Genomic DNA, 26850 nt, shown 5'->3' on the forward strand with positions numbered 1-26850 from the left:
ATGCTGGTTTTTTGAATGCATAACGACAAAGATCTCTCCACGTGGCAGACCTTCCGCCGACTCTGGCCGGTGATTGCACCCTTCAGAACGGGCCTTATCGTGGCGGGCGTAGCGTTAATCCTCAACGCAGCCAGCGATACCTTCATGTTATCGCTCCTCAAACCGTTACTGGACGACGGTTTTGGTAAAACGGATCGCTCAGTGTTGCTATGGATGCCGCTGGTGGTTATCGGCCTGATGATTTTACGCGGCATCACCAGCTATATCTCCAGCTACTGCCTCTCCTGGGTATCGGGCAAAGTGGTGATGACCATGCGCCGCCGCCTGTTCAGCCACATGATGGGCATGCCGGTAGCGTTCTTTGACAAGCAGTCGACCGGTACCCTGCTGTCCCGCATCACCTACGACTCCGAGCAGGTGGCTTCCTCCTCCTCCAGCGCGCTGATCACCGTGGTGCGTGAAGGGGCCTCGATCATTGGCCTGTTCGCCCTGATGTTCTGGTACAGCTGGCAGCTGTCGCTGATCCTTATCGTGCTGGCGCCGATTGTGTCGATTGCCATCCGCGTCGTCTCGAAGCGTTTTCGCAGCATCAGTAAGAACATGCAAAACACGATGGGGCAGGTGACCACCAGCGCAGAGCAGATGCTGAAAGGCCATAAAGAGGTACTGATCTTTGGCGGCCAGGACGTTGAAACCAAGCGCTTCGATAAGGTCAGCAATAAAATGCGTCTGCAGGGGATGAAGATGGTTTCTGCCTCTTCCATTTCCGATCCGATCATTCAGCTGATTGCCTCCCTGGCGCTGGCATTCGTGCTGTATGCCGCCAGCTTCCCGAGCGTAATGGAAACCCTGACCGCCGGTACCATCACCGTGGTCTTCTCATCGATGATTGCCCTGATGCGCCCGCTGAAATCGTTAACCAACGTTAACGCCCAGTTCCAGCGCGGGATGGCAGCCTGTCAGACGCTGTTCGCTATCCTCGATTCCGAACAGGAAAAAGACGAAGGCAAACGCGTGATCGAACGCTCAACCGGCGATGTGGAATTCCGCAACGTGACCTTTACCTATCCGGGTCGCGATACGCCTGCGCTGCGCAACATCAATCTGAAGATCCCGGCAGGCAAGACCGTGGCGCTGGTGGGCCGCTCTGGCTCGGGTAAATCAACCATCGCCAGCCTGATCACCCGCTTCTACGATATTGATGAAGGTGAGATCCTGATTGATGGCCACGACCTGCGCGAATATACCCTGCAGTCGCTGCGTAATCAGGTCGCGCTGGTCTCCCAGAATGTGCATCTGTTCAACGACACCGTAGCCAATAACATCGCTTACGCCCGTACTGAAGAGTACAGCCGCGAGCAGATCGAAGCGGCGGCGCGGATGGCCTATGCCATGGACTTTATCAATAAGATGGATAACGGTCTGGATACCATTATCGGCGAAAACGGCGTGCTGCTCTCCGGCGGTCAGCGCCAGCGTATCGCCATTGCGCGTGCGCTGCTGCGTGACAGCCCAATACTGATCCTCGATGAAGCTACCTCGGCGCTGGATACCGAGTCCGAACGCGCCATCCAGTCTGCGCTGGATGAGTTGCAGAAGAACCGTACCTCGCTGGTGATCGCTCACCGCCTGTCGACCATCGAAAAAGCCGATGAAATCGTGGTGGTGGAAGATGGCTACATCGTCGAGCGGGGCAGTCATGCCGACCTGCTGGCCCATCAGGGCGTATATGCTCAGCTTCATAAGATGCAGTTTGGCGCATGATTGCTCGCATCTGGTCCGGTGAGTCTCCGCTCTGGCTGCTGCTGTTGCCGCTCTCCTGGCTGTATGGCCTGGTCAGCGGCCTCATCCGCCTGAGTTATAAAGTGGGGCTCAAACGGGCCTGGCGTGCGCCGGTGCCGGTGGTGGTGGTGGGGAACCTCACCGCTGGTGGCAATGGTAAAACGCCGGTGGTGATCTGGCTGGTGGAACAGCTGACCCAACGCGGTATTCGCGTGGGCGTTGTCTCCCGGGGATACGGCGGCAAGGCGGAGCGCTATCCGCTGCTGCTGACCGCGCAAACCACCACGGCGCAAGCGGGCGATGAGCCGGTGCTGATCTTTCAGCGCACCGGCGCGCCCGTCGCGGTTTCGCCGGTGCGTAGCGAAGCGGTGCAGGCTCTGCTGGCTCATGAAAATATCCAGATCGTCATTACCGACGATGGCCTGCAGCACTACGCCCTGGCCCGGGATAAAGAGATTGTGGTGATCGATGGCGTGCGCCGCTTTGGTAACGGCTGGTGGCTACCTGCCGGGCCAATGCGCGAGCGCGCGTCGCGTTTACAAACGGTGGATGCGGTTATCGTTAACGGCGGCACGACGCAGGCGGGAGAGATCCCCATGCAGCTGCGCCCGGGGCTTGCCGTGAACCTGCAGACCGGTGAGCGGCGCGATGTAACTGAGCTTAACAATCTGGTTGCGATGGCCGGTATCGGGCATCCCCCGCGCTTTTTCTCCACCCTGGAAGCCTGCGGCGCGACGCTTCAGAGTACGGTGCCGCTGGCTGACCACCAGGCGCTGAGCCTGGAGCAGGTTGCGGCCTTTACCGCGCCCGGCCAGACGCTGATCATGACCGAAAAAGATGCGGTGAAATGCCGCGCCTTTGCCCGGGATAACTGGTGGTATTTACCGGTTGATGCACAACTGCAGGGCGAAAAGCCTGAGCGACTGCTTCAGGAACTGATTGCCCTCGCAGGGCAGACAAATGAGGTTTCGCCCGCGCACTAACTGACAGGAAAAAGCATGGCTTTACCGCAACTCACGCTTTCAGCCGCACGTCATCTCCATCTTGCCGCCCAGGGGCTTTTGAAAAAGCCCCGTCGCCGCGCCCGGCCCGCCGATATTCTTACTACCATCCAGCGCATGTCGCTCCTGCAGATCGACACCATCAATATCGTCGCCCGCAGCCCTTATCTGGTGCTGTTCAGCCGCCTCGGCCGTTATTCACCCGACTGGCTGGATAACGCCCTGCGTCAGGGAGAGCTGATGGAGTACTGGGCGCATGAGGCGTGCTTCCTGCCGCGCAGCGACTTTGCGCTGGTGCGTCACAGAATGCTCGCCCCCGATAAAATGGGCTGGAAATACCGTCATGCCTGGATGCAGGAACATGCGGATGAAATTGAACAACTGATCGCGCATATTCAGGAGAAGGGCCCGGTTCGTTCCGCCGATTTTGAACATCCCCGCAAAGGGACGAGCGGATGGTGGGAGTGGAAACCGCACAAGCGCCATCTTGAAGGGTTGTTTACTGCCGGAAAGGTAATGGTGGTCGAAAGGCGCAACTTCCAGCGCGTTTACGATCTCACCCACCGGGTGATGCCACAGTGGGATGACCGCCGGGATATGCTGACCCAGGCGGCGGCAGAAGCCGTGATGCTGGAAAACAGCGCCCGTAGCTTAGGTCTTTTCCGCGCTCAGTGGTTAGCCGACTATTACCGCCTGCGCCAGCCGGTGCTGGCGCCACTGCTTGAGCGCTGGCAGGCGCAGCAGCAGGTCGTTCGCGTCGAGGTTGAGTCCCTGGGCGAGATGTGGCTGCATAGCGATCTGCTGCCGCTGCTTCCCCTCGCCCTGGAGGGGAAACTCACCGCGACCCACAGCGCTGTCCTGTCGCCGTTTGATCCGGTGGTCTGGGATCGCAAGCGCGCGGAGCAGCTGTTTAATTTCAGCTATCGGCTGGAGTGCTACACCCCGGCTCCGAAACGTCAGTATGGTTATTTCGTCCTGCCGCTGCTGCATAAAGGGCAACTGGCGGGGCGGATGGATGCCAAAATGCACCGTAAAACCGGCGAGCTTGAGGTCATTGCGCTTTATCTGGAAGAGGGCGTTAGGATCGGCGCTGGGCTGGAAAAAGGGCTCATCACGGCAATCAGTGATTTTGCGGGCTGGCAGGGGGCAACACGCATCGTGACAGGCCATCTGCCCGACGGCCTTTTCCAGGCCTGTCGAAGTGGCTGGGAAATAGACGCGGTCTGAAAAAGGAATATGGTAAGCTTTACCGATTATTGATACGGAGGAACTATGGATCACCGTTTACTGGAAATTATTGCCTGCCCGGTGTGCAACGGCAAACTCTACTACAGCCAGGATAAGCAGGAGTTAATCTGCAAACTGGATAGCCTGGCCTTTCCCCTGCGCGACGGCATTCCCGTCCTGCTGGAAACCGAAGCCCGTTCGCTGGCGGCTGAAGAGAGCAAACCATGAGTTTTGTTGTCATTATTCCGGCTCGCTTTGCCTCCACGCGTCTGCCGGGTAAACCGCTGGTCGATATCAACGGCAAGCCGATGATCGTGCATGTGCTTGAACGTGCGCGTGAGTCCGGCGCGGAGCGGATCATTGTCGCCACCGATCATGAAGACGTGGCGCGTGCGGTGGAAGCCGCGGGCGGCGAAGTGTGCATGACCCGCGCCGATCACCAGTCCGGTACCGAGCGTCTGGCTGAAGTGGTTGAAAAATGCGGCTTCAGCGACGACACGGTGATTGTTAACGTGCAGGGCGATGAGCCGATGATCCCGGCGGTCATTATTCGTCAGGTAGCTGAAAACCTGGCCCAGCGTCAGGTGGGTATGGCGACGCTGGCCGTGCGGGTTCACAGTGCGGAAGAAGCTTTCAACCCGAACGCCGTGAAGGTGGTGCTGGACGCCGAAGGCTATGCGCTCTATTTCTCCCGCGCCACCATTCCCTGGGATCGCGATCGTTTTGCTGAATCCCGGGATAACATTGGCGACACTATCCTGCGTCATCTGGGCATTTATGGCTATCGTGCCGGCTTTATCCGCCGATACGTCACCTGGCAGCCGAGCCCGCTGGAAAACATCGAAATGCTCGAGCAGCTGCGTGTGCTGTGGTACGGCGAGAAGATCCATGTCGCCGTCGCGCACGAAGTGCCGGGTACAGGCGTTGATACGCCGGAAGATCTGGCCCGCGTTCGCGCTGAGCTGCGTTAATCCCCGCTATCCCCTCTTCTGAGGGGATTTTTTTGCCTCGTTTTTCTGAATTTCTGCTACAGAATCGTCTCATAAGAGTGACATCCGCCCGTCAGGCGCTCATTATAAAAGCAGTAGTCTTAATGGGGGTAATCTCAAAATGGAACAGCTGCGAGCCGAACTCAGCCATCTGCTGGGTGAAAAACTGAGCCGTGTGGAATGCGTGCATGAAAAGGCGGATACCACGCTGTGGTCGTTGTACGACAGTCAGGGAAACCCCATGCCGCTTCTGGCGCGAAGCTTCTCTACGCCGGACGTTGCCCGCCAGCTGGCATGGAAAATCTCCATGCTGGCCCGCAGCGGCACGGTCAGAATGCCAACGGTGTATGGCGTGATGACCCATGAGGAACATCCCGGTCCTGACGTCCTGCTGATTGAACGCCTGCGCGGCGTTCCGGTAGAAGCCCCCGCGCGCACGCCGCAACGCTGGGAGCAACTTAAGGATCAGATTGTCGAAGCGCTGCTTGCCTGGCACCGGATGGACAGCGGCGGGCTGGTCGGTGCGGTGGACAGCACCCAGGAAAACCTCTGGCCGCTCTGGTATCGCCAGCGGGTCGAGGTGCTGTGGGGAACGCTGAATCAGTACCACAACACCGGACTGACCATGCAGGATAAACGGATCCTGTTTCGCACCCGGGAGTGCCTGCCCGCCCTGTTTGAGGGGTTCAACGACAACAGCGTGCTGATCCACGGTAATTTTACCCTGCGCAGCATGCTCAAGGATCCGCGCAGCGATCAGCTACTGGCGATGGTCGGCCCCGGGGTGATGCTGTGGGCCCCCCGGGAGTATGAGCTGTTTCGCCTGAGCGAGAGCGGACAGGCGGAGGATTTACTCTGGCACTATCTGCAGCGCGCGCCGGTATCAGAGGCGTTCGTCTGGCGGCGCTGGCTGTATATGCTGTGGGACGAAGTGGCGCAACTGGTGAATACCGGGCGCTTTAGCCGCGCCAGCTTCGACCTGGCCTCGAAATCACTGCTCCCCTGGCTCGCCTGACGCGCCTTTCAGCCACTGCCAGACGCGCCCGAGGGTCTCATAGCCCACGCGATCGCTGTGCATCAGCCATACCGGGGACGGAATAATCCGTTCCCACGGGTTGAGCGGGGCGCTGATGGCCAGCTGGTTCGCGGGCGCGGGCAGCGGATGCAGTCCCTGACGCTCAAAGAAGATCATCGCCCGCGGCAGATGGGAGGCCGACGTCACCAGCAGGAACGGGGCATCGCCAATCGCCTGCTTCACCGCCGCGGCCTCCTCCTCGGTATCTTTCGGGCTGTCGAGGGTGATAATCGCCTCGCGCGGCACGCCCAGCGACTGCGCCACGCGCGCCCCCGCTTCGGCGGTACTCACCGGATTGCTCTGCGCCGCTGCCCCGGTAAAGATCATCTTCGACCCCGGATTAGCCAGCCACAGCCGCATCCCCTCGTTGAGGCGCGGCAGGCTGTTGTTGATCAGATTCGAGCTCGGGGCCCAGTCAGGATCCCAGGTATAGCCCCCACCGAGCACCACGATGTACTCAACTTTTTGATCTCCCTGCCATGTAGGGTATTTGTCTTCCACCGGACGTAACAGCCCGTCAGCCACCGGCTGCAGGCTCAGCAGCGTGAGCACCAGCCAGCCTGCCGTAATCAAAATTTTGCCGGTTTTCTGGTAGCGGCTGACCCACAGCAACCCCAGGCCCAGCGCGATGCACAGCAGAAGAAGAGGGAGGGGAAGCATCATGCCGCCAATATATTTTTTTAGGGTAAAAAGCATCCTTTCTGGCTCCTTTTTTGACCATATAGCCGATGATTGTCAGCGATATTACACCAGAGAGGTTCATTCTCCGCCCGGCTGTGACAAAATAGCGGTTTTGCAGTTAGCGGGTGGAGCTCTCCCAATGCGGGATCGCAATTTTGATGACATCGCGGAAAAGTTTGCCCGCAATATTTACGGCACGACCAAAGGCCGGCTGCGGCAGACGATCCTCTGGCAGGATCTGGACATCCTGCTGGCCAATTTTGGCGAGAAGAAACTGCGTGTCCTCGACGCTGGTGGCGGTGAAGGCCAGACGGCGATAAAGATGGCTGAACGTGGACATCACGTCATCCTTTGCGATCTCTCGGCGGAGATGATCGCCCGCGCCGAAAGCGCCGCGGCGGAAAAAGGTGTGAGCGATAACATGCAATTTATACATTGCGCCGCTCAGGACATCGCACAACATTTGGAAACCCCGGTTGATCTGATATTGTCTCATGCGGTGCTGGAATGGGTCGCCGACCCCCAGGCGCTGCTGAAGACGCTGTGGTCGATACTGCGCCCTGGCGGCGCGCTGTCGCTGATGTTCTACAACGCCAACGGCCTGTTGATGCGTAACGTGCTGGTGGGTAATTTCGGTTATGTGCAGCAGGGCATGTACAAAAAGAAACGCCGCACGCTGTCACCGGACTTTCCGCGCGACCCGCAGCAGGTTTATAGCTGGCTGGAAACCGCCGGCTGGCAGATTACCGGGAAAACCGGCATAAGGGTGTTTCATGATTATCTTCGCGATAAACAGAAGCAGCATGACTGCTTTGACGCCCTGACAGAATTAGAGACGCGGTACTGTCGCCAGGAGCCATACATTAGCCTTGGCCGTTATATACATGTCACCGCGCACAAGCCGCAGAGCAAGGATAACTTATGAGTGAATTTTCCCAGACAGTCCCCGAACTGGTTGCCTGGGCCCGAAAAAACGATTTCTCCCTCTCGCTGCCGGTAGACAGACTCTCTTTTCTGCTGGCGGTCGCCACGCTGAACAGCGAACGGCTGGATGGAGAAATGAGCGAGGGCGAACTGGTGGACGCGTTCCGCCACGTCAGTGATGCGTTTGAGCAAACCAGCGAAACCATTAATGTGCGTGCCAATAACGCGATTAACGATATGGTGCGTCAACGTCTGCTGAACCGCTTTACCAGCGAACTGGCGGAAGGGAATGCCATTTATCGCCTGACGCCACTGGGCATCGGCATTACCGACTACTACATTCGCCAGCGCGAATTCTCGACCCTGCGCCTCTCGATGCAGCTCTCCATCGTGGCGGGCGAACTGAAGCGTGCGGCCGATGCCGCCGACGAAGACGGCGACGAGTTCCACTGGCACCGCAACGTCTACGCGCCGCTGAAATATTCCGTGGCCGAGATTTTCGACAGCATCGATCTGACCCAGCGCATCATGGACGAACAGCAGCAGCTGGTGAAAGACGATATCGCCCAACTGCTGAACAAAGACTGGCGCGCGGCGATATCCAGCTGTGAAATGCTGCTGTCAGAAACCTCCGGCACCCTGCGTGAACTGCAGGATACCCTGGAGGCGGCGGGCGACAAGCTGCAGGCCAACCTGCTGCGCATCCAGGATGCCACCCTGGCCCATGACAACCTGCATTTTGTTGATCGTCTGGTCTTCGACCTGCAAAGCAAGCTGGACCGCATTATTAGCTGGGGCCAGCAGGCGATTGACCTGTGGATCGGCTACGACCGTCACGTGCATAAATTTATCCGTACCGCTATCGATATGGATAAAAACCGCGTGTTCGCCCAGCGTCTGCGCCAGTCGGTACAGACCTATTTTGATGCGCCGTGGGCATTGACCTACGCCAGCGCCGACCGTCTGCTCGATATGCGTGACGAAGAGATGAGCCTGCGCGACGAAGAGGTTACCGGCGAGCTGCCAGCCGATCTGGAATATGAAGAATTCAACGAAATTCGGGAACAACTTGCGGCAATGATCGAGGAGCAGCTGGCGATTTTTAAAGCCAAAAACACGCCGCTGGATCTCGGTCTGGTGGTGCGTGACTACCTCGCACAATACCCGCGCGCCCGCCATTTCGATATTGCCCGCATCGTGGTCGATCAGGCGGTACGCCTGGGCGTCGCGCAAGCAGATTTCACCGGCCTGCCGCCAAAGTGGCAGCCGATTAACGATTACGGAGCCAAGGTACAGGCGCATGTCATTGACAAATATTGAACACGTGATGCCAGTTAAACTGGCCCAGGCGCTGGCAAATCCGATCTTTCCGGCGCTGGACAGCCAGCTGCGTGCCGGTCGTCACATTGGTCTCGACGAGCTGGATAATCACGCTTTTTTGATGGATTTTCAGGAATACCTGGAAGAGTTTTACGCCCGCTATAACGTGGAGCTGATCCGCGCCCCGGAAGGGTTCTTCTATCTGCGCCCGCGCTCCACCACGCTGATTCCGCGCTCGGTGCTCTCCGAGCTGGACATGATGGTCGGGAAGATCCTCTGCTACCTCTATCTCAGCCCGGAGCGCCTGGCTAACGAAGGCATCTTCACCCAGCAGGAGCTCTATGACGAGCTGTTGACCCTGGCTGACGAAGGCAAGCTGCTGAAGCTGGTGAACAACCGCTCCACCGGCTCTGACGTAGACCGTCAGAAATTACAGGAAAAAGTGCGCTCCTCCCTGAACCGTCTGCGCCGTCTGGGGATGGTGTGGTTTATGGGCCATGACAGCAGCAAATTCCGCATCACCGAATCGGTATTCCGCTTCGGTGCTGACGTACGTGCAGGCGATGACGCCCGCGAAGCGCAGCTGCGCATGATCCGTGATGGCGAAGCGATGCCGGTGGAAAACCATCTGCAGCTCAATGACGAGCATGAAGACACTCAGCCGGATAGCGGGGAGGAAGAGTAATGATTGAACGCGGTAAGTTTCGCTCACTGACGCTGGTTAACTGGAACGGTTTCTTTGCCCGCACCTTTGATCTCGATGAGCTGGTGACCACGCTCTCGGGCGGTAACGGGGCAGGGAAATCCACCACCATGGCGGCATTCGTCACGGCGCTGATCCCTGACTTAACCCTGCTGCACTTCCGTAACACCACCGAGGCCGGTGCCACCAGCGGTTCGCGCGATAAGGGCCTGCACGGTAAGCTGAAAGCGGGTGTCTGTTATTCCGTGCTGGACGTGATCAACTCCCGTCATCAGCGCGTGGTGGTTGGCGTCCGTTTACAGCAGGTCGCCGGTCGCGACCGTAAAGTGGACATCAAACCCTTTGCCATTCAGGGGCTGCCGACCTCCGTCCAGCCAACCGCGCTGCTGACGGAAACCCTGAACGAACGCCAGGCGCGCGTGCTCACGCTCCAGGAGCTGAAAGACAAGCTGGAAGCCATAGAGGGCGTACAGTTCAAGCAGTTCAACTCCATTACCGATTACCACTCGCTGATGTTCGATCTGGGCATCGTCGCGCGCCGTCTGCGCTCCGCATCAGACCGCAGCAAATACTATCGCCTGATTGAGGCCTCGCTCTACGGCGGGATCTCCAGCGCCATTACCCGCTCCCTGCGTGACTACCTGTTACCGGAAAACAGCGGCGTGCGTAAGGCCTTCCAGGATATGGAAGCGGCGCTGCGTGAGAACCGCATGACGCTGGAAGCGATCCGCGTGACCCAGTCGGACCGCGATCTGTTCAAGCACCTGATCAGCGAAGCCACCAACTACGTGGCCGCCGACTATATGCGCCACGCCAACGAGCGCCGTATTCATCTCGATCAGGCCCTGGAGTATCGCCGCGAGCTGCTTACTTCACGCCAGCAGCTGGCGTCCGAGCAGTACAAACACGTTGAAATGGCCCGCGAGCTCTCCGAGCATAACGGGGCGGAAGGGGATCTGGAGGCCGATTACCAGGCCGCCAGCGATCACCTGAACCTGGTCCAGACCGCGCTGCGTCAGCAGGAAAAAATCGAGCGCTATGAAGCGGATCTCGATGAGCTGCAAATTCGTCTCGAAGAGCAGAACGAAGTGGTGGCGGAAGCCGCCGACAAGCAGGAAGAGAACGAAGTCCGGGCCGAAGCCGCCGAGCTGGAAGTGGATGAGCTGAAAAGCCAGCTCGCTGACTATCAGCAGGCGCTGGACGTGCAGCAAACCCGCGCCATTCAGTACAACCAGGCGCTGCAGGCGCTGGAGCGCGCGAAAGCGCTCTGTCATCTGCCGGATCTGACGCCTGAGAGCGCGGATCAGTGGCTGGAAACTTTCCAGGCCAAAGAGCAGGAAGCAACCGAAAAACTGCTGAACCTCGATCAGAAAATGAGCGTGGCGCAAACCGCGCACAGCCAGTTTGAACAGGCTTACCAGCTGGTGGCGGCGATTAACGGTCCGCTGGCGCGCGCTGAGGCGTGGGAAGTGGCCCGCGAGCTGCTGCGTGATGGCGTGAACCAGCGTCACCAGGCTGAGCAGGTTCAGCCGCTGCGTATGCGTCTGAACGAGCTGGAACAACGCCTGCGTGAACAGCAGGAGGCGGAACGCCTGCTGGCCGAGTTCTGTAAGCGTCACGGCAAACGGGTCGATATTGACGATCTGGAAGGCTTACATCAGGAGCTGGAAGCCCGCATCGCGTCGCTGTCCGACAGCGTCTCCAGCGCCAGCGAACAGCGCATGGCGCTGCGTCAGGAGCTGGAGCAGCTGCAGTCGCGTATTCAGACGCTGATGCAGCGCGCCCCAGTCTGGCTGGCGGCCCAGAGCAGCCTCAGCCAGCTGAGCGAGCAGTGCGGCGAAGAGTTCGAATCCAGCCAGGACGTGACGGAATATCTGCAGCAGTTGCTGGAGCGCGAGCGCGAAGCCATTGTTGAACGTGATGAAGTGGGCGCGCGCAAGCGGGCGGTCGATGAAGAGATCGAACGTTTAAGCCAGCCGGGCGGGGCGGAAGACGCCCGTCTGAACACCCTGGCAGAACGCTTTGGCGGCGTGCTGCTGTCAGAAATTTATGACGACGTCAGCCTGGAAGATGCGCCGTATTACTCCGCGCTCTACGGCCCGTCCCGCCACGCTATCGTGGTGCCGGATCTGTCGCTGATCGCCGACCAGCTTGAAGGGTTGGAAGATTGCCCGGAAGATCTCTATCTGATCGAAGGGGATCCGCAGTCGTTCGATGACAGCGTATTTGGCGTCGATGAGCTGGAAAAAGCGGTGGTGGTGAAAATCGCCGATCGCCAGTGGCGTTACTCGCGCTTCCCGTCGCTGCCGCTGTTTGGCCGCGCCGCGCGTGAAAGCCGTATTGAGAGCCTGCACACCGAGCGTGAAGCGCTGTCTGAACGCTTTGCCACGCTCTCGTTTGACGTCCAGAAAACCCAGCGTCTGCACCAGGCGTTCAGCCGCTTTATCGGCAGCCATCTTGCCGTGGCCTTTGAAGCCGATCCGGAAGCCGAAATCCGCAAGTTCACCACGCGCCGTAGCGAGCTTGAACGCGCGATTTCAGCCCACGAAAACGACAACCAGCAGAGCCGCGTCCAGTTCGAGCAGGCCAAAGAGGGCGTCGCTGCCCTGAACCGCATTCTGCCGCGCCTCAATTTGCTGGCGGACGACACCCTCGCCGATCGCGTGGATGAGATCCAGGAGCGTCTCGACGAAGCTCAGGAAGCCGCGCGCTTTGTGCAGCAGTACGGCAACCAGCTGGCGAAGCTCGAGCCGATGCTCTCCGTTCTGCAGAGCGACCCGGAACAGTTCGAACAGCTGAAAGAAGATTACGCCTGGTCACAGCAGGTTCAGCGCGAAGCCCGTCAGCAGGCCTTTGCCCTGACCGAAGTTTCCCAGCGCCGGGCGCACTTCAGCTACTCCGATTCGGCTGAGATGCTCAACGGCAACAGCGATCTGAACGAGAAGCTGCGCCAGCGTCTGGAGCAGGCGGAAACGGAACGTACCCGCGCCCGTGAGGCGATGCGTAGCCATGCTGCCCAGCTGAGCCAGTACAACCAGGTACTGGCGTCGCTGAAAAGCTCCTATGACACCAAGAAAGAGCTGCTGACCGACCTGCATAAAGAGCTGCAGGATATCGGCGTGCGTGCCGACAGCGGGGCAGAGGAGCGGGCACGCATTCGTCGTGACGAACTGCATGCCCAGCTCAGCAATAACCGTGCGCGTCGCAATCAGCTTGAAAAAGCGCTCACCTTCTGCGAAGCGGAGATGGACAACCTGACCCGTCGTCTGCGCAAGCTGGAGCGTGACTATCACGAGAAGCGCGAGCAGGTCGTGACCGCCAAAGCGGGCTGGTGTGCCGTGATGCGGATGGTGAAAGACAACGGGGTTGAACGTCGTCTGCACCGTCGCGAGCTGGCCTATCTCTCCGGCGATGAGCTGCGTTCCATGTCGGATAAGGCGCTGGGCGCGCTGCGTCTGGCGGTGGCGGATAACGAACACCTGCGCGATGTGCTGCGCATGTCCGAAGATCCGAAGCGTCCTGAACGTAAAATTCAGTTCTTCGTGGCGGTGTATCAGCATCTGCGCGAGCGCATTCGCCAGGATATCATCCGCACCGATGACCCGGTTGAAGCCATTGAACAGATGGAGATCGAGCTGGGCCGTCTGACGGAAGAGCTCACCTCCCGCGAGCAGAAGCTGGCCATCAGCTCCCGCAGCGTGGCCAACATCATCCGTAAAACGATCCAGCGCGAACAGAACCGTATCCGCCAGCTCAACCAGGGCCTGCAGAGCGTGTCGTTCGGCCAGGTTAACAGCGTGCGACTGAACGTTAACGTGCGTGAAGCCCACGCCACGCTGCTGGACGTGCTGGCCGAGCAGCACGAGCAGCATCAGGATCTGTTCAACAGCAACCGCCTGACCTTCTCCGAAGCGCTGGCGAAGCTGTATCAGCGTCTGAATCCGCAGATCGACATGGGCCAGCGCACGCCGCAAACCATCGGTGAGGAGCTGCTGGACTACCGCAACTATCTCGAGATGGAAGTGGAAGTTAACCGTGGCTCCGACGGCTGGCTGCGCGCAGAATCCGGTGCCCTGTCCACCGGTGAAGCGATCGGTACCGGGATGTCGATTCTCGTGATGGTGGTCCAGAGCTGGGAAGATGAATCCCGCCGTCTGCGCGGCAAGGATATTTCGCCGTGCCGCCTGCTGTTCCTCGATGAGGCGGCGCGTCTGGATGCCCGCTCTATCGCCACGCTGTTTGAGCTGTGCGATCGTCTGGATATGCAGCTGATTATCGCGGCGCCGGAAAACATTAGCCCGGAGAAAGGGACCACCTACAAACTGGTGCGTAAGGTCTACCAGAACAGCGAGCACGTGCACGTTGTTGGTCTGCGCGGTTTTGCCCCGCAGCCCCCGGAATCCCTTCCCGGCACGGCTGATGCCATTTGAGGATTCTGAAAGTTAACCATGGCGGCCCCGGGGCCGCCCTTTTTTTATCCCTTGAGCTTGTACTGGCGGCTGCGTTAACTTTAAACTTCTTTACATAAGGTAAGGCTGGTGCCGTTCTGCCTTCCTATAATGAAGTGAAGCCCCGGTGATGAGGGCGTGACGTACAGCAAACAGGGGGCAAGGGATGTTGCTGAATAAAATGTATGGTCGTCGGCTGTCGGCGCTGAGTTTGTGCCTGACGGTTTTAGTTGCTCCACTGTTTAATGCCCGGGCCGATGAGCCCGAACTGGTTCCTGTCGACAGCTCCGCCACTATGGGCGCACAGCCTACGTCGCTGTCGCAGCCGCTGGAACAATCGCCTGCTACCGCCATGATGGCCGGTATCCAGCCGCTGCCAGCGGATGTTAACGCGGAACAGCGCCGCCAGGAGCTGATCGCGGCCCTGCCTGCCGGTTACACTCCGGCTTATCTCAATCAACTGACGCTGCTGTATGCTGCACGCGACATGAAGCCCATGTGGGACGATCGTGAAGCCGTGCGTGCGTTCCAGCAGCAGCTTGCCGAAGTCGCTATCGCCGGTTTTCAGCCGCAGTTTACCGCCTGGGTTGAGCTGCTGACCCAGCCTGCCGTCACCGGGATGGCGCGTGACGTGGTGCTCTCCGATGCGATGATGGGCTACCTGCAGTTTGTGGCAGGGATCCCGGTCAACGGTAACCGCTGGCTCTACAGCAATAAACCTTACAAGCTGGCGACGCCGCCGCTGTCGGTGATCAACCAGTGGCAGCTGGCGCTGGATAACGGCACGGTGCCGCATTTCATTGCCGGGCTTGCCCCGTCGCACCCGCAGTATGCGATTATGCACCAGTCGCTGCTGCAGCTGGTGGCTGACACGCAGCCCTGGCCACAGCTACAGAGCACGGCCAAACTGAGCCCCGGGCAGTGGAGCAGCGACGTGCCGGCATTGCGTGAAATCCTCAAACGCTCAGGCGTGATTGACGGCGGGCCAAAAATTGCCCTGCCGGGTGACGATCCCCAGAGTGTGGTCGTCAGTCCGTCGGCTCCGGCGGTCGAGAAGAAAAAGAAATCTCTCTCCAGCAAGCCGGCCGCCTACGACCGGAGTCTGGTTGAGGCGGTAAAAGCCTTCCAGACCAGCCAGGGGCTGGGTGCTGATGGCGTTATTGGTCAGGGAACGCGCGATGCGCTGAATATGACGCCTGCCCAGCGTGCCGGAGTGCTGGCGCTGAATATCCAGCGTCTGCGTCTGCTGCCGGGAACCTTGTCTACCGGCATCATGGTAAATATTCCGGCCTTTTCGCTGGTCTATTATCAGAACGGCAGCGAGGTGCTGGCCTCACGAGTGATTGTCGGTCGTCCGGATCGCAAAACGCCAATGATGAGCAGCGCCCTGAATAACGTGGTGGTTAACCCGCCGTGGAACGTGCCGCCTACGCTGGCGCGCAAAGATATCCTGCCGAAGGTGTGGAACGATCCGGGTTATCTTGAACGCCACAACTATACGGTACTGCGCGGCTGGAACAGTAAAGAGGCGATTGATCCGTGGCGCGTAGACTGGGCGACCATCACGCCTGCGAATCTGCCTTTCCGCTTCCAGCAGGCACCCGGGGCGCACAACTCCCTGGGCCGGTATAAGTTCAATATGCCCAGCTCGGATGCGATCTATCTGCACGATACCCCTAACCACAACCTGTTCCAGAAGGATGTTCGCGCGCTGAGTTCCGGCTGCGTGCGCGTCAATAAGGCGTCAGAGCTGGCAAATATGTTGTTACAGGATGCGGGCTGGAACGACACACGTATCTCCGACGCGCTGAAGCAGGGCGACACGCGATATGTGAATATCCGCCAGAATATTCCGGTTAATCTGTACTATCTGACCGCCTTCGTTGGCAAGGATGGCCGGACCCAGTATCGTACAGATATTTACAATTATGATGAGACTGCCCGGTCTAACACACAAATCCTGACCAAAGCAGAACAATTAATCAGGTAAATGAAGAAGTTCGGACAATTCTGGTAGCCTGAGTGGAAAAATAAACGGGGCATTGCGGCTGCAAGCCCCGTATTTCCTGGGTTGTGGTGCCTTGACGATGACAGGTTTGCCCGGTAATGTGCCCTTCGTGCGCTGTAAAGCATCTATACGATAACATTGACCTGTAGACCTGATTACCATGGACAAATTCGACGCAAATCGCCGTAAGTTATTGGCGTTAGGTGGCCTTGCGCTGGGCGCGGCCATCTTACCCACGCCATCATTTGCCACGCTCTCTACCCCTCGACCACGCATTTTGACGCTAAATAACCTGCATACAGGTGAGTCAATAAAAGCCGAGTTTTTTGATGGTCGGGGCTATATTCAGGACGAATTAGCCAAGCTGAATCATTTCTTCCGTGATTTCCGCGCTAATAAAGTCAAAGCCATCGATCCAGGATTATTCGATCAGCTTTACCGCCTGCAGGGTTTGCTGGGCACCCGCAAACCCGTACAGCTCATTTCCGGTTATCGCTCTCTTGATACCAATAATGAATTACGCGCCCACAGCCGCGGTGTAGCGAAAAAAAGCTATCACACCAAAGGGCAGGCGATGGATTTTCATATTGAAGGCGTTTCGTTAGCCAATGTTCGCAAAGCTGCGTTATCTATGCGCGCAGGTGGTGTAGGATATTACCCACGTAGCAACTTTGTGCATATTGATACCGGGCCATTGCGGCACTGGTAATAACAAATCAGGAGCAGTATGAACTATCGTATTATTCCGGTCACCGCGTTTTCCCAGAACTGTTCGCTTATCTGGTGTGAACAAACCAAACTGGCAGCCCTGGTCGATCCCGGTGGCGATGCAGAGAAGATCAAACAGGAAGTCGCTGCCGCTGGCGTGACTTTAATGCAGATCCTGCTGACCCACGGCCATCTCGATCACGTAGGCGCAGCGGCTGAACTGGCGCAGCACTATGGCGTGCCGGTGATTGGCCCGGAAAAAGAAGATGAGTTCTGGCTGCAGGGATTACCGGCCCAAAGCCGCATGTTTGGTCTTGATGAATGTCTGCCGCTGACCCCGGATCGCTGGCTGAATGAAGGCGAGAGCGTAAACGTAGGTAATGTGACGCTACAGGTCTTGCATTGCCCGGGCCATACGCCTGGCCACATCGTCTTCTTTGATGACCAGTCGCGTCTGCTGATTTCCGGCGACGTGATCTTCAAAGGCGGTGTAGGGCGCAGTGATTTCCCGCGTGGGGATCATGGTCAGCTGATTCGCTCAATTAAAGAGAAATTATTACCGCTGGGCGATGATGTCACCTTTATCTCCGGCCACGGCCCAATGTCGACGCTGGGCTACGAACGGCTGCACAACCCGTTCCTGCAGGATGAAATGCCGGTCTGGTAAAGAAGAATTGAAAAAGCCTGCTTTGAGCAGGCTTTTTTTTGCCCGGCGGCGCTAACGCTTGCACGGGCCAGGGTGATCTTTTGTAGGTCGGGTAAGCGATAGCGCCACCCGACACAGTTTTTACAGCACCGCGACAATCGCTTCGCACAGTGGCGCCATGTTATCTGGCGTCATACCCGCCACGTTCACACGACCTGATGCCACCGCGTACACGCCAAACTCTTCGCGCAGACGCAGAACCTGCTCTTTGGTCAGGCCGCTGAATGAGAACATGCCGTTCTGCTTGATGATAAAGCTGAAGTCGCGATCCGCGCCTTTTTCCGCCAGGGTGTTCACGAACAGCTGACGCATGCGCTGGATGCGCTGGCGCATATCGTTCAGTTCCTGTTCCCAGATGGCGCGCAGGGCGTCATTGCTGAGGATGGTCGCAACCACAGACGCACCGTGAGCCGGTGGGTTAGAGTAGTTGGCACGAATAACGGATTTCATCTGGCTGAACGCACGGTCAACGGTCTGCTCATCGGAAGCGACCAGCGTACAGGCGCCTACACGTTCGTTGTACAGACCGAAGTTCTTGGAGTAGGAGCTGGCAACAATCAGCTCTTTATGGACTGCTGCAAAGGCGCGCAGACCTTCAGCATCCTCTTCCAGACCACGGGCAAAGCCCTGGTAAGCGAAGTCGAACAGCGGCAGCCAGCCTTTTTCAACGGAGAGCTTCGCCAGCTGTTCCCACTGCTCAAGCGTAGGATCGATGCCGGTTGGGTTATGGCAGCAGCCGTGGAACAGAACTACATCGCCCGCCTGGGCTTCGCTCAGGCTGGACAGCAGGCCGTCGAAATCCAGGGAGTGGTTCGCCGCATCGTAATAAGCATATTCACGCACTTCCAGACCCGCAGAGTTAAAGACGCTCTTGTGGTTCGGCCAGCTCGGGTTGCTCACCCACACGGTTTTAACGCCGGTATTTTTAGCGAGGAAATCCGCCGCCACACGCAGTGCGCCAGTACCGCCAGGGGTCTGCGCCGTGCGGGCACGTTTATCGCTGACAATCGCGCTGCCTTTGCCGAACAGCAGTTCCTGCGTGCAACGGCCAAATTCCGGAATACCATCGATGCCGAGGTAGTTTTTGGTATTTTCATTTTCCAGCAGATACTGCTCAGCCTTTTTAACGCTGGTCAGTACCGGGGTCTTGCCGGTCTCATCTTTATAGACACCAATACCCAGGTTAATTTTTCCAGGGCGGTCATCGGCACGAAACAGATCGGCCAGGCCCAGAATAGGGTCGGCAGGGGCGGCGGTAATGTTCTCAAACATGACGAAGTTCCATTGTGGTTACGGAAGTGAAATCCGCTATCAGGTTAACGATAGTTCTACAAAATGCCAACCGTTTGCTACAAAAAGCGTGCGGCTTTTCAAAAGTCGCCATTTTTAGCTTTCAGGCATAAAAAAACAGGGCCGAAGCCCTGTTTTTTAGACATATAACAAAGTGGTGTACTGATTAGAACTGGTAAACGATACCTACACCCGCATGGTCGTCGGTAGACAGGCCAGTTGCTTCAGCGTAGTTGTTGTCATCCAGCAGGTTGAAGCGGTACGCAGCGTACACGTTCATGTTCTTGTTGAAGTAGTACCAGGTACCCACTTCTACGTATTTAACCAGGTCAGCATCGCCGCCGCTGAAACCGTTACGAGCGGTCAGATCTTTACCTTTGGACTGTACGTAGCCCACGGATGGACGCAGACCGAAGTCGAACTGGTACTGAACCACAGCTTCGAAGTTCTGAGTTTTGTTAGCGAATTCGCCGTCATTTTCACGGGTCATGTTCTGAGATTCGCCGTACATTACCGCTGCGTACAGGTTGTTTGCATCATACTTCAGGGAGGTTGCCCAGCCTTCAGCACGTTCGCCTTTACCGTCTGCACTCTGCGCAGTAGAGCGGTCTGAGTTAGAGTAGGCTGCGGTTACGTTGAAACCTTCAGCGAAGTCATAGCCCAGAGAGTAGCTGCCGCCGTCGCCGTTCTGACGGCTGGTGGTGTGGCCAGATTCGTTTTTACCCTGGTACTGCAGACCCAGCGCCAGGCCATCAACCAGACCGAAGAAGTCAGAGTTACGGTAGGTAGCCAGACCGGTGCTACGTCCAGTCATGAAGTTGTCGGTTGCAGCCAGGGAGTCGCCGACCCAGATAACGAACATATCGGTTGAAGCCAGCGCATCATAGAACACGCCGTAGTTACGACCATAATCGAATGAACCAATCTCACCGGCTTTCAGGCCTGCGAATGCCAGACGGGTTTTAGTACCCTGAGCGCCTTCCTGAGCGGAAGCGTCCATGTTGTATTCCCACTGACCATAACCGGCCAGTTGGTCATTAATCTGAGTTTCACCTTTGAAGCCGATACGCGCATAGGTGGTGTCACCGTTATCGGAATCACCGTTGGTGGTCCACTGGTGTTCGCCTACTGCTTTACCATAGAAGTCCAGCTTGTTACCGTTTTTGTTATAGATTTCTGCTGCGTTAGCTGCACCGGCTACCAGCAGGGCAGGGATAACCACTGCCAGGATATTGCGCTTCATCATTATTTATTACCCTCATTGGTTTTTTTATGACACTCGCCACTGCCGTCAATAAATTCTGTCAATAAATATTTCCGGAACTATTGATGAGAGTTTGGTGTCTTTATGTATCTGACAGGCATCTTTCCATTCAAATAAACGTTTCGCTACTCTGAAAGTGCTACAAACATCAAGAATCGGTTACAATAAGAAAATATGTGTAACTAAATGTGAATTTTAAGGAGCTTTGTGAGGGACCTCAAAGTTCAGAGTTGAATGGCTAAAATTAAAGCTTCACTAATTCTATCTATATGAATTGCTTATCTTAAATTTAGATAATAACTTTTTTTATGATCCGAAGCATTAGCGCACTATTTTTCTTATCTTTGGAAATAGACATCTGGATAGCCGGGATTTTGCACAAAAAGTGTGCTAATGCTTGAGATAAGTATTAGGCGCAATAAGAATAGGGTTTATTTTGTGTTCAAAGATGTTTCATGGAAATAAAGCGTAACACTGGAGAGGATCTGGCGGGGTTGCACTTTAAAGACGCTGACTTTCGACTGACATAAGTTGACAGTGCAGAATAAAATAATGGCCAGCATTAGCTGGCCATTGTGTAGTGAGGGATTAGAACGTTGCGTTGCGCGGGGTGCGCGGGAATGGAATCACATCACGCACGTTCTGAACACCGGTAACATAGGCAATCAGACGCTCAAAGCCGAGCCCGAAACCGGAGTGCGGCACGGTGCCGTAACGACGTAAGTCGCGATACCACCAGTAGTCCTCTTTGTTGAGGCCCATTTCAGCCATACGCGCATCCAGTACGTCCAGACGCTCTTCACGCTGAGAACCACCGATGATTTCACCGATGCCCGGGGCGAGCACGTCCATCGCGGCAACGGTTTTGCCGTCTTCGTTAAGGCGCATGTAGAACGCCTTAATGTCTTTCGGATAGTTTTTCACGACAACCGGCGCCTTGAAGTGCTTCTCGGCCAGGTAGCGTTCGTGCTCGGAGGAGAGATCAACGCCCCAGTAAACCGGGTTCTCGAACTGCTGACCGCAGTTTTCGAGGATGGTCACCGCATCGGTGTAATCCACCTGAGCAAAATCAGCAGAGACGAAACGTTCCAGACGTGCGATAGCATCGCTGTCGACGCGCTCGGCGAAGAATTTCATGTCATCGGCGCGTTCGGTCAGCACGGCGTTGAAGACGTACTTCAGCATCGCTTCTGCCAGACCGGCAACGTCATCGAGGTCAGCGAAAGCCACTTCCGGCTCCAGCATCCAGAATTCCGCCAGGTGGCGGCTGGTGTTGGAGTTCTCGGCGCGGAAGGTTGGACCGAAGGTGTAGATTTTGGACAGCGCACAGGCGTAGGTTTCGCCGTTCAGCTGGCCAGATACGGTCAGGAAGGACTCTTTACCAAAGAAGTCTTTGTCGTAGTCCACTTTTCCTTCCGGCGTGCGCGGCAGGTTTTCCATGTCCAGCGTCGAAACGCGGAACATCTCGCCTGCGCCTTCGGTATCGGAGGCGGTGATCAGCGGCGTGGAAACCCAGAAGTAACCCTGCTCGTCAAAGAAACGGTGCAGCGCCTGCGCCAGAGTGTGGCGAACACGGGCGACGGCCCCAATCATGTTGGTACGCGGACGCAGGTGAGCTACTTCACGCAGATACTCGATGCTGTGGCGTTTTGCCGCCATCGGGTAGGTGTCTGGATCTTCAACCCAGCCGGTCACTTCAATTGAGGTGGCCTGCAGTTCATAGCTCTGACCCTGGCCCTGAGAGGCCACGATTTTACCGGTGACGACAACGGAGCAACCCGTGGTCAGACGCAGCACTTCCTGATTGTAATTGGGCAGAGAATTATTAATAACGGCCTGTACAGGATCAAAGCAGGAACCGTCATAGACGGCGAGGAATGAAAAGCCAGCTTTTGAATCTCGGCGGGTACGCACCCATCCGCGCACGGTGACTTCGCTGTCAACGGCTACGCGGCCCTGGAGTACGTCGGCTACAGGCACAACGCTCATAATAGTCTCTCTATGTTGTCCAAAAATAAAATCTGTATCCCCTTCAATGGGGGGATATCTATGTTACCTGTCATCTTCCATCAGACAAGTAGAATTCGCATATGAAAGGGGGGATTTCGGAAATAATAATGGCCCAGACAGATTCCTTACCTTTCGCTATTGGCTTTCGGGTGAACTACTCAATCACCACCGTCATCTCTTGCTTGGCATTTTGCATCGAAACAATAGTACGGAAGGACTTAATATTCCCCGAAGCGAAGAACAGCTCGCGCGTCAGCAGCTCATATTCCGCCATATCACGCACGTTAACTACCAGCAGAAAATCGAAATCTCCCGTGACGTAATAGACCTGCTGCACCTGCGGACAATTCACGAACCGCTGCTTATCTTCCTCCAGCAGGTCCAGGCGTTCGTTCTCAATCGTGACCTGAACCATGATGGTTATCGGGCGACCCACCTTACCGGCGTCAACCAGGCTGACGTTGCCCTTGATAATGCCAGCCTCCTCCAGCGCGGCGATCCGGCGATTGACCGCCGAGGCTGACAGGCTGACGCGATCGGCGATTTCCCGCTGCGAAAGGCGACTTGTCTGCTGCAAAAGCGTGAGGATTTTTTTATCCCAGGTATCCATTTTCATCGTGTCGACGGCCTTTAAACAGTGTGATCGGCCTCACTTATGCAACTTTGTTGCGTTACAGAGGCAAATAAGGGTGGAAGTTGCGTATTCATGGTCAATTTTGCGCCATTTTCGCATCGGGCCAAGTGTACCATCACAGTCATCAGGAAAGCGTTAACTCGCTTTCAAGAGTCAGCCCTCGCGAATTCACAGGATAAAGGTGCACGTATGACGGACAGGATTAATTATCAATTTAACGCCCGACGCAAAGGGTATGAGCAGGAGGGGAACCTCAGCCTACTCAATAAGCAGGTCAGCGATGAAGTGCTGGCTTTCCATCAAAAATTCCCGGCATACCAGGTGACGCCGCTGCGCAGGTTAAACCATTTAAGCCAGCGTCTGGGGCTGGGGTCGTTACATATTAAGGATGAAGCCCGGCGATTCGGCCTCAATGCCTTTAAAGGTCTTGGTGGCTCGTATGCGATGGGGAAATATCTCGCCAGCCTGCTTGGTCGCGACATTAATACCCTGAGTTTCACCGACCTTAATTCTGCAGAAATTAAAGCGCGTATCAAAGATATTGTCTTTGTCACCGCTACCGATGGCAATCACGGACGCGGCGTCGCATGGGCTGCAGAGCAGCTCGGATTGCGGGCGGTGGTCTACATGCCGAAAGGCTCATCGCCGGTGCGGGCGCAGAATATTCGCCAGCACGGCGCCGAGTGCTCCATCACCGATCTCAACTACGACGATACCGTGCGGTTGGCCGACAAAATGGCCCGCGAGCAGGGCTGGGTGCTGCTGCAGGATACGGCCTGGCAGGGCTATGAGCAGATCCCCACCTGGATTATGCAGGGCTATATGACCCTTGCCGTTGAAATCTGGGAACAGCTGCGGCAAAGCGGGGCGCCGTTGCCGACACATCTCTTTTTACAGGCCGGGGTCGGGTCATTCGCGGGCAGCATCATGGGCTATTTTGTCGGGAAGATGCAGCACCAGGCGCCGACGATTGTCATTGTGGAACCGCATAAAGCGAACTGCCTGTACCGCTCGGCGGTCGTCAATGACGGCCGGCCGCACAGCGTAGGTGGCGACATGTCCACCCTGATGGCCGGGCTGGCCTGTGGCGAACCCAATATTACCAGCTGGCCGATGCTGCGCGACTACGCCACCTGTTTTATCTCCGCCGATGACCAGCTTGCCGCCAACGGCATGCGCCTGCTTGCCGCGCCGCGCCCCGGTACCGATGAGCCCTTTATCTCCGGTGAATCTGGCGCAATCGGCGCCGGGGTGCTTCATGCGCTGATGACGCAACCAGAGTACCGCGAACTCGCCGAATCACTACGCCTTAATGCCGAAGCTCACGTCCTGTTAATCAGCACCGAAGGGGACACCTCCCCGGATATCTATGAGGAGATCGTCTGGTTTGGCCGTAACGGTTAATTTCCCACGGTAATCACAAGAGGGCCATCTTACCTACCCTCCAGGCTCTCGGTATGGCACGCGTTCTGACAATAAAACATACGCGGTATCGCGTAATGCACAGAGAGAACATGACCAATGAATAGTGAAAATGCTGTTACAGAAAGAGGATGCTGCAATCCTGCAAAATGGCATAGCGAAGATACCGTCTGGGTACTTGGCCTGTTCGGGACGGCGATTGGCGCCGGGGTGCTGTTTTTGCCGATAAACGCCGGGATCGGCGGCTTCTGGCCGCTGCTAATCGTTTTTGTCCTGGCCTTTCCCATTACCTATCTGGCGCACCGCGGGCTGGCGCGCTTTATTTATTCGTCCAATACGCCAGAAAGCACCATTACCGATGCGATCGGTGAACATTTCGGCGCACTGGCGGGAAAAGTGTTCACCCTTATCTATTTTTTCGCCGTCTATACCATTCTGATTATGTACGCGGTGGCGATCACCAATACCGCCCAGAGCTTTATCACTCACCAACTCGGGATGGTGGAGCCGCCGCGGGCGCTGGTGGCTATAGTGCTGATTCTCGGGCTGATGTTTATCGTCCGCTTCGGGCAGCGGCTGATCATGAGGGTGATGAGCGCCCTGGTCTATCCCTTTATTCTCTCACTTGTTTTTATGGCGCTGTTTCTGATCCCACACTGGAACGTGGCGATTCTGCACACCCTCAATCCCGATGCGGCGGATAACGGACATGGCATGTTATTGACGCTGTGGATGACGTTTCCGGTGCTGGTGATGTCCTTTAACCACTATCCGATTATCTCCCCGATGGTGGTGCGTCAGAAGCAGCGCTATGGCCTGGCGCTCGCCGAGCGTAAATGCGAACAGATTCAGCGGTATGGCATCCTGCTGATGACCCTGGTGGTGCTCTTTTTCGTGCTCAGCTGCGTGTTAAGCCTGTCACCGCAGCAGTTGGCAGAGGCGAAGGCGCAGAATCTTTCTATTCTGTCGTATCTTGCCAACCAGTTCGATACGCCAGTTATCGCCTGGTTGTCGCCGATTATCGCCTTTGTTGCCATTACCAAGTCCTTCCTGGGCCACTATATCGGCGCCTATGAATCGTTGCGCGATCTGATCCTTGAAGCGGCCGCCGCGCGGGGGAAGACATTCGCCATCCGCTCGGTTGACGTGGCGATCCTGATTTTTATGGTCCTGACCTGCTGGTTCGCCGCCTACAAAAACCCCAGTATCCTCGGCATTATCGAATACATCAGCGGCCCCACCGGGGCGGTGATCCTGCTGCTGTTACCCATGTACGCCATCCATAAATTACCCGCGCTGGCACCATATCGCGGCAAAGCCAGCAACGTTTTTGTCACCCTGATTGGGCTGATTACCGTATTTGCCATTTTTTACGGCATGTTCCAGTAACCACGATCAATAGCGAGATCTTTATGCATCACTATCTACAGATTAACGGCCAGCGGCTTATCGGTTCTTTGTTCGCTCTCGGCGAGCTCGGCGCGCTGGAGGGCGGGGGAGTCTGTCGCCTCGCGGCCACCGCAGAGGACAAAGCGGGCAGGGATTTTGTTCTCGCCAGAATGAAGGCCCTGGGGCTGGATATCACTATTGATGCGATCGGCAACGTCACCGGCGTGTATGCCGGAGAAGAGGCTCTCCCCATGGTGATGATGGGTTCACATATCGATACCGTCGGCACCGGCGGCCTGTACGACGGCAACTACGGCGTCATGGCCGGGCTTGAAGTGATTGCCACGCTACAGGAGGCGGGGATCCGTCCCCGCCGTCCGCTGGCGGTTACCTTCTTTACCAATGAAGAGGGGGTGCGCTTCCAGCCCGACATGATGGGCAGCGTGGTGTTTGCCGGGGAGTATCCCCTGGAGACAGCGCTGGCAGCGAAAGACAGCAATGGCATTACCCTTGACGAGGCGCTGCGGGCGATTGGCTACAAAGGTGAACGCAGGCCTGGCGATATGCCGGTGGACAGCTACGTCGAACTGCATATTGAACAGGGACCGATCCTCGATAAAGAGGGAACCAATATCGGAGTCGTCACCGGTGTTCAGGGGATCTCCTGGCAGGAGCTGACCCTGACCGGTGTCTCCAATCATGCCGGTACCACGCCGATGTCGATGCGTCACGACGCCGGTCTGGCGGCGGCCAGAATCGCCGTCTTCGCCCGTGAACTGGCGCTGAGCCTCGGCGGCGATCAGGTCTCAACGGTGGGGCACATCAGCGTCAAACCCAATCTGATTAACGTCATCCCCAACCAGGTGGTGATGTCGGTGGATCTACGCAATACCGATAACGCAGTCTTAAAACTGGCAGAACAACGGCTGGCGGATTTTGTGGCCACAACTGCGCAGGAAGAAGGGGTGGCGATCACCAGCCGTTCGCTGGTGCGTTTTAATCCGGCCATTTTTGCCGATGAGATCGTCAACGCCGTAGAGGAAGAAGCGAAGCGTCAGAGCCTGAGCTTCCGGCGGCTGCCGAGTGGCGCAGGCCACGATGCGCAATTTATGGCCTCGGTGTGCCCGGCCGGGATGATCTTCGTCCCCTGCGTCGACGGCGTCAGCCATAACGTCAACGAACACAGCGATCCCAAAGACCTGGTTGCCGGAGCCAACGTGCTGCTGCAGGTGGTCTTACAGCGCGCTCAGCGTCCGGCTTAACTTTACG

The 26850-nt window shown here is 57.0% G+C and carries 21 protein-coding genes; 16 read left to right on the plus strand and 5 right to left on the minus strand.

All coding sequences use genetic code 11. From position 1 onward, the window contains the following. Positions 1–15 precede the first annotated feature (15 nt). From msbA to FHN83_RS19570, 6 genes are all read left to right on the plus strand, one after another. Positions 16–1764: a lipid A ABC transporter ATP-binding protein/permease MsbA gene (gene msbA / locus FHN83_RS19545; protein ID WP_039029482.1), complete on the plus strand. Its 1749-nt coding sequence runs from the start codon at positions 16–18 to the stop codon at positions 1762–1764. Continuing rightward, a complete protein-coding gene (lpxK, locus tag FHN83_RS19550; RefSeq protein ID WP_139564687.1) occupies positions 1761–2765 on the plus strand; it encodes a tetraacyldisaccharide 4'-kinase in 1005 nt (334 codons plus the stop codon). Before msbA ends, lpxK begins: the two co-directional genes overlap by 4 nt. 15 nt (positions 2766–2780) lie before the next feature. After that, positions 2781–4010 carry a winged helix-turn-helix domain-containing protein gene (locus FHN83_RS19555; protein ID WP_139564688.1) on the plus strand — a complete coding sequence of 410 codons (1230 nt, stop codon included), beginning with the start codon at positions 2781–2783 and terminating at the stop codon, positions 4008–4010. 45 nt (positions 4011–4055) lie between these two features. Then, the gene (gene ycaR / locus FHN83_RS19560; protein WP_039029479.1) at positions 4056–4238 is read left to right on the plus strand and encodes a protein YcaR; all 183 of its coding nucleotides are present in this window, start codon (positions 4056–4058) and stop codon (positions 4236–4238) included. After that, positions 4235–4981, plus strand: coding sequence for a 3-deoxy-manno-octulosonate cytidylyltransferase (gene kdsB / locus FHN83_RS19565; RefSeq protein ID WP_139564689.1), 747 nt, complete (start codon positions 4235–4237; stop codon positions 4979–4981). Before ycaR ends, kdsB begins: the two co-directional genes overlap by 4 nt. 139 nt (positions 4982–5120) lie before the next feature. Further along, entirely contained in the window at positions 5121–6014 is an 894-nt protein-coding gene (locus tag FHN83_RS19570; RefSeq protein WP_039029477.1) for a YcbJ family phosphotransferase, read from the plus strand. Here FHN83_RS19570 and elyC read toward each other — a convergent pair. After that, on the minus strand, positions 5991–6770 hold the full coding sequence (gene elyC / locus FHN83_RS19575) for an envelope biogenesis factor ElyC (protein WP_039029476.1): 780 nt from the start codon (positions 6768–6770) through the stop codon (positions 5991–5993). The two genes, FHN83_RS19570 and elyC, sit on opposite strands and share 24 nt — an antisense overlap. A 124-nt stretch (positions 6771–6894) precedes the next feature. Between elyC and cmoM the strand changes: the two genes are divergently transcribed. The 7 genes from cmoM (at position 6895) to FHN83_RS19610 (ending at position 17533) form a co-directional block, all read left to right on the plus strand. Continuing rightward, on the plus strand, positions 6895–7680 hold the full coding sequence (gene cmoM, locus FHN83_RS19580) for a tRNA uridine 5-oxyacetic acid(34) methyltransferase CmoM (protein WP_139564690.1): 786 nt from the start codon (positions 6895–6897) through the stop codon (positions 7678–7680). After that, positions 7677–8999: a chromosome partition protein MukF gene (gene mukF, locus FHN83_RS19585; RefSeq protein ID WP_039029474.1), complete on the plus strand. Its 1323-nt coding sequence runs from the start codon at positions 7677–7679 to the stop codon at positions 8997–8999. Before cmoM ends, mukF begins: the two co-directional genes overlap by 4 nt. Further along, complete coding sequence (gene mukE / locus FHN83_RS19590; RefSeq protein ID WP_039029473.1) at positions 8980–9684, plus strand: chromosome partition protein MukE; 705 nt, start codon at positions 8980–8982, stop codon at positions 9682–9684. The genes mukF and mukE overlap by 20 nt, the downstream gene beginning before the upstream one ends. Further along, positions 9684–14132, plus strand: coding sequence for a chromosome partition protein MukB (gene mukB, locus FHN83_RS19595; protein ID WP_139564691.1), 4449 nt, complete (start codon positions 9684–9686; stop codon positions 14130–14132). The genes mukE and mukB overlap by 1 nt, the downstream gene beginning before the upstream one ends. A 184-nt stretch (positions 14133–14316) precedes the next feature. Then, on the plus strand, positions 14317–16140 hold the full coding sequence (gene ldtD, locus FHN83_RS19600) for a L,D-transpeptidase (RefSeq protein ID WP_138369436.1): 1824 nt from the start codon (positions 14317–14319) through the stop codon (positions 16138–16140). Positions 16141–16318: 178 nt separating this feature from the next. Next, entirely contained in the window at positions 16319–16867 is a 549-nt protein-coding gene (locus FHN83_RS19605; RefSeq protein ID WP_039029470.1) for a YcbK family protein, read from the plus strand. Positions 16868–16885: 18 nt separating this feature from the next. Next, complete coding sequence (locus FHN83_RS19610) at positions 16886–17533, plus strand: MBL fold metallo-hydrolase (RefSeq protein ID WP_039029469.1); 648 nt, start codon at positions 16886–16888, stop codon at positions 17531–17533. A gap of 120 nt (positions 17534–17653) precedes the next feature. On the opposite strand, the gene FHN83_RS19615 is transcribed toward FHN83_RS19610, so the two are convergent. From FHN83_RS19615 to FHN83_RS19630, 4 genes are all read right to left on the minus strand, one after another. Then, positions 17654–18844: an amino acid aminotransferase gene (locus tag FHN83_RS19615; RefSeq protein WP_039029468.1), complete on the minus strand. Its 1191-nt coding sequence runs from the start codon at positions 18842–18844 to the stop codon at positions 17654–17656. 184 nt (positions 18845–19028) lie between these two features. Next, a complete protein-coding gene (locus tag FHN83_RS19620; protein WP_139564692.1) occupies positions 19029–20108 on the minus strand; it encodes a porin in 1080 nt (359 codons plus the stop codon). Positions 20109–20714: 606 nt separating this feature from the next. Next, positions 20715–22115, minus strand: a complete 1401-nt coding sequence (asnS, locus tag FHN83_RS19625) for an asparagine--tRNA ligase (RefSeq protein WP_039029466.1) — start codon at positions 22113–22115, stop codon at positions 20715–20717. Positions 22116–22290: 175 nt separating this feature from the next. Beyond that, a complete protein-coding gene (locus FHN83_RS19630; protein ID WP_039029465.1) occupies positions 22291–22752 on the minus strand; it encodes an Lrp/AsnC family transcriptional regulator in 462 nt (153 codons plus the stop codon). A 207-nt stretch (positions 22753–22959) separates the two neighbouring features. On the opposite strand from FHN83_RS19630, the gene dpaL reads away from it, so the two are divergent. The 3 genes from dpaL to FHN83_RS19645 all read left to right on the plus strand — a co-directional run bounded on the left by dpaL (position 22960) and on the right by FHN83_RS19645 (position 26843). Beyond that, positions 22960–24174 carry a diaminopropionate ammonia-lyase gene (dpaL, locus tag FHN83_RS19635; protein ID WP_139564693.1) on the plus strand — a complete coding sequence of 405 codons (1215 nt, stop codon included), beginning with the start codon at positions 22960–22962 and terminating at the stop codon, positions 24172–24174. A 117-nt stretch (positions 24175–24291) separates the two neighbouring features. Next, complete coding sequence (locus tag FHN83_RS19640; protein ID WP_139564694.1) at positions 24292–25581, plus strand: aromatic amino acid transport family protein; 1290 nt, start codon at positions 24292–24294, stop codon at positions 25579–25581. A gap of 23 nt (positions 25582–25604) precedes the next feature. After that, the gene (locus tag FHN83_RS19645; RefSeq protein ID WP_139564695.1) at positions 25605–26843 is read left to right on the plus strand and encodes a Zn-dependent hydrolase; all 1239 of its coding nucleotides are present in this window, start codon (positions 25605–25607) and stop codon (positions 26841–26843) included. Positions 26844–26850 lie beyond the last annotated feature (7 nt).

The sequence above is a fragment of the Leclercia adecarboxylata genome, from assembly GCF_006171285.1.
Classification (GTDB): Bacteria; Pseudomonadota; Gammaproteobacteria; order Enterobacterales; family Enterobacteriaceae; genus Enterobacter; species Enterobacter barmai.

Bases quoted from the DNA above. Each gene is read 5' to 3' on its own strand.
- ldtD (WP_138369436.1), top strand. From the start codon at position 14,317: ATGTTGCTGAATAAAATGTATGGTCGTCGGCTGTCGGCGCTGAGTTTG.
- asnS (WP_039029466.1), bottom strand. From the start codon at position 22,115: ATGAGCGTTGTGCCTGTAGCCGACGTACTCCAGGGCCGCGTAGCCGTT.
- cmoM (WP_139564690.1), top strand. From the start codon at position 6,895: ATGCGGGATCGCAATTTTGATGACATCGCGGAAAAGTTTGCCCGCAAT.
- dpaL (WP_139564693.1), top strand. From the start codon at position 22,960: ATGACGGACAGGATTAATTATCAATTTAACGCCCGACGCAAAGGGTAT.
- FHN83_RS19605 (WP_039029470.1), top strand. From the start codon at position 16,319: ATGGACAAATTCGACGCAAATCGCCGTAAGTTATTGGCGTTAGGTGGC.
- mukE (WP_039029473.1), top strand. From the start codon at position 8,980: ATGTCATTGACAAATATTGAACACGTGATGCCAGTTAAACTGGCCCAG.
- FHN83_RS19645 (WP_139564695.1), top strand. From the start codon at position 25,605: ATGCATCACTATCTACAGATTAACGGCCAGCGGCTTATCGGTTCTTTG.
- FHN83_RS19610 (WP_039029469.1), top strand. From the start codon at position 16,886: ATGAACTATCGTATTATTCCGGTCACCGCGTTTTCCCAGAACTGTTCG.
- elyC (WP_039029476.1), bottom strand. From the start codon at position 6,770: ATGCTTTTTACCCTAAAAAAATATATTGGCGGCATGATGCTTCCCCTC.
- FHN83_RS19570 (WP_039029477.1), top strand. From the start codon at position 5,121: ATGGAACAGCTGCGAGCCGAACTCAGCCATCTGCTGGGTGAAAAACTG.
- FHN83_RS19630 (WP_039029465.1), bottom strand. From the start codon at position 22,752: ATGAAAATGGATACCTGGGATAAAAAAATCCTCACGCTTTTGCAGCAG.
- FHN83_RS19620 (WP_139564692.1), bottom strand. From the start codon at position 20,108: ATGATGAAGCGCAATATCCTGGCAGTGGTTATCCCTGCCCTGCTGGTA.
- FHN83_RS19555 (WP_139564688.1), top strand. From the start codon at position 2,781: ATGGCTTTACCGCAACTCACGCTTTCAGCCGCACGTCATCTCCATCTT.
- FHN83_RS19640 (WP_139564694.1), top strand. From the start codon at position 24,292: ATGAATAGTGAAAATGCTGTTACAGAAAGAGGATGCTGCAATCCTGCA.
- mukF (WP_039029474.1), top strand. From the start codon at position 7,677: ATGAGTGAATTTTCCCAGACAGTCCCCGAACTGGTTGCCTGGGCCCGA.
- msbA (WP_039029482.1), top strand. From the start codon at position 16: ATGCATAACGACAAAGATCTCTCCACGTGGCAGACCTTCCGCCGACTC.
- ycaR (WP_039029479.1), top strand. From the start codon at position 4,056: ATGGATCACCGTTTACTGGAAATTATTGCCTGCCCGGTGTGCAACGGC.
- kdsB (WP_139564689.1), top strand. From the start codon at position 4,235: ATGAGTTTTGTTGTCATTATTCCGGCTCGCTTTGCCTCCACGCGTCTG.
- mukB (WP_139564691.1), top strand. From the start codon at position 9,684: ATGATTGAACGCGGTAAGTTTCGCTCACTGACGCTGGTTAACTGGAAC.
- lpxK (WP_139564687.1), top strand. From the start codon at position 1,761: ATGATTGCTCGCATCTGGTCCGGTGAGTCTCCGCTCTGGCTGCTGCTG.
- FHN83_RS19615 (WP_039029468.1), bottom strand. From the start codon at position 18,844: ATGTTTGAGAACATTACCGCCGCCCCTGCCGACCCTATTCTGGGCCTG.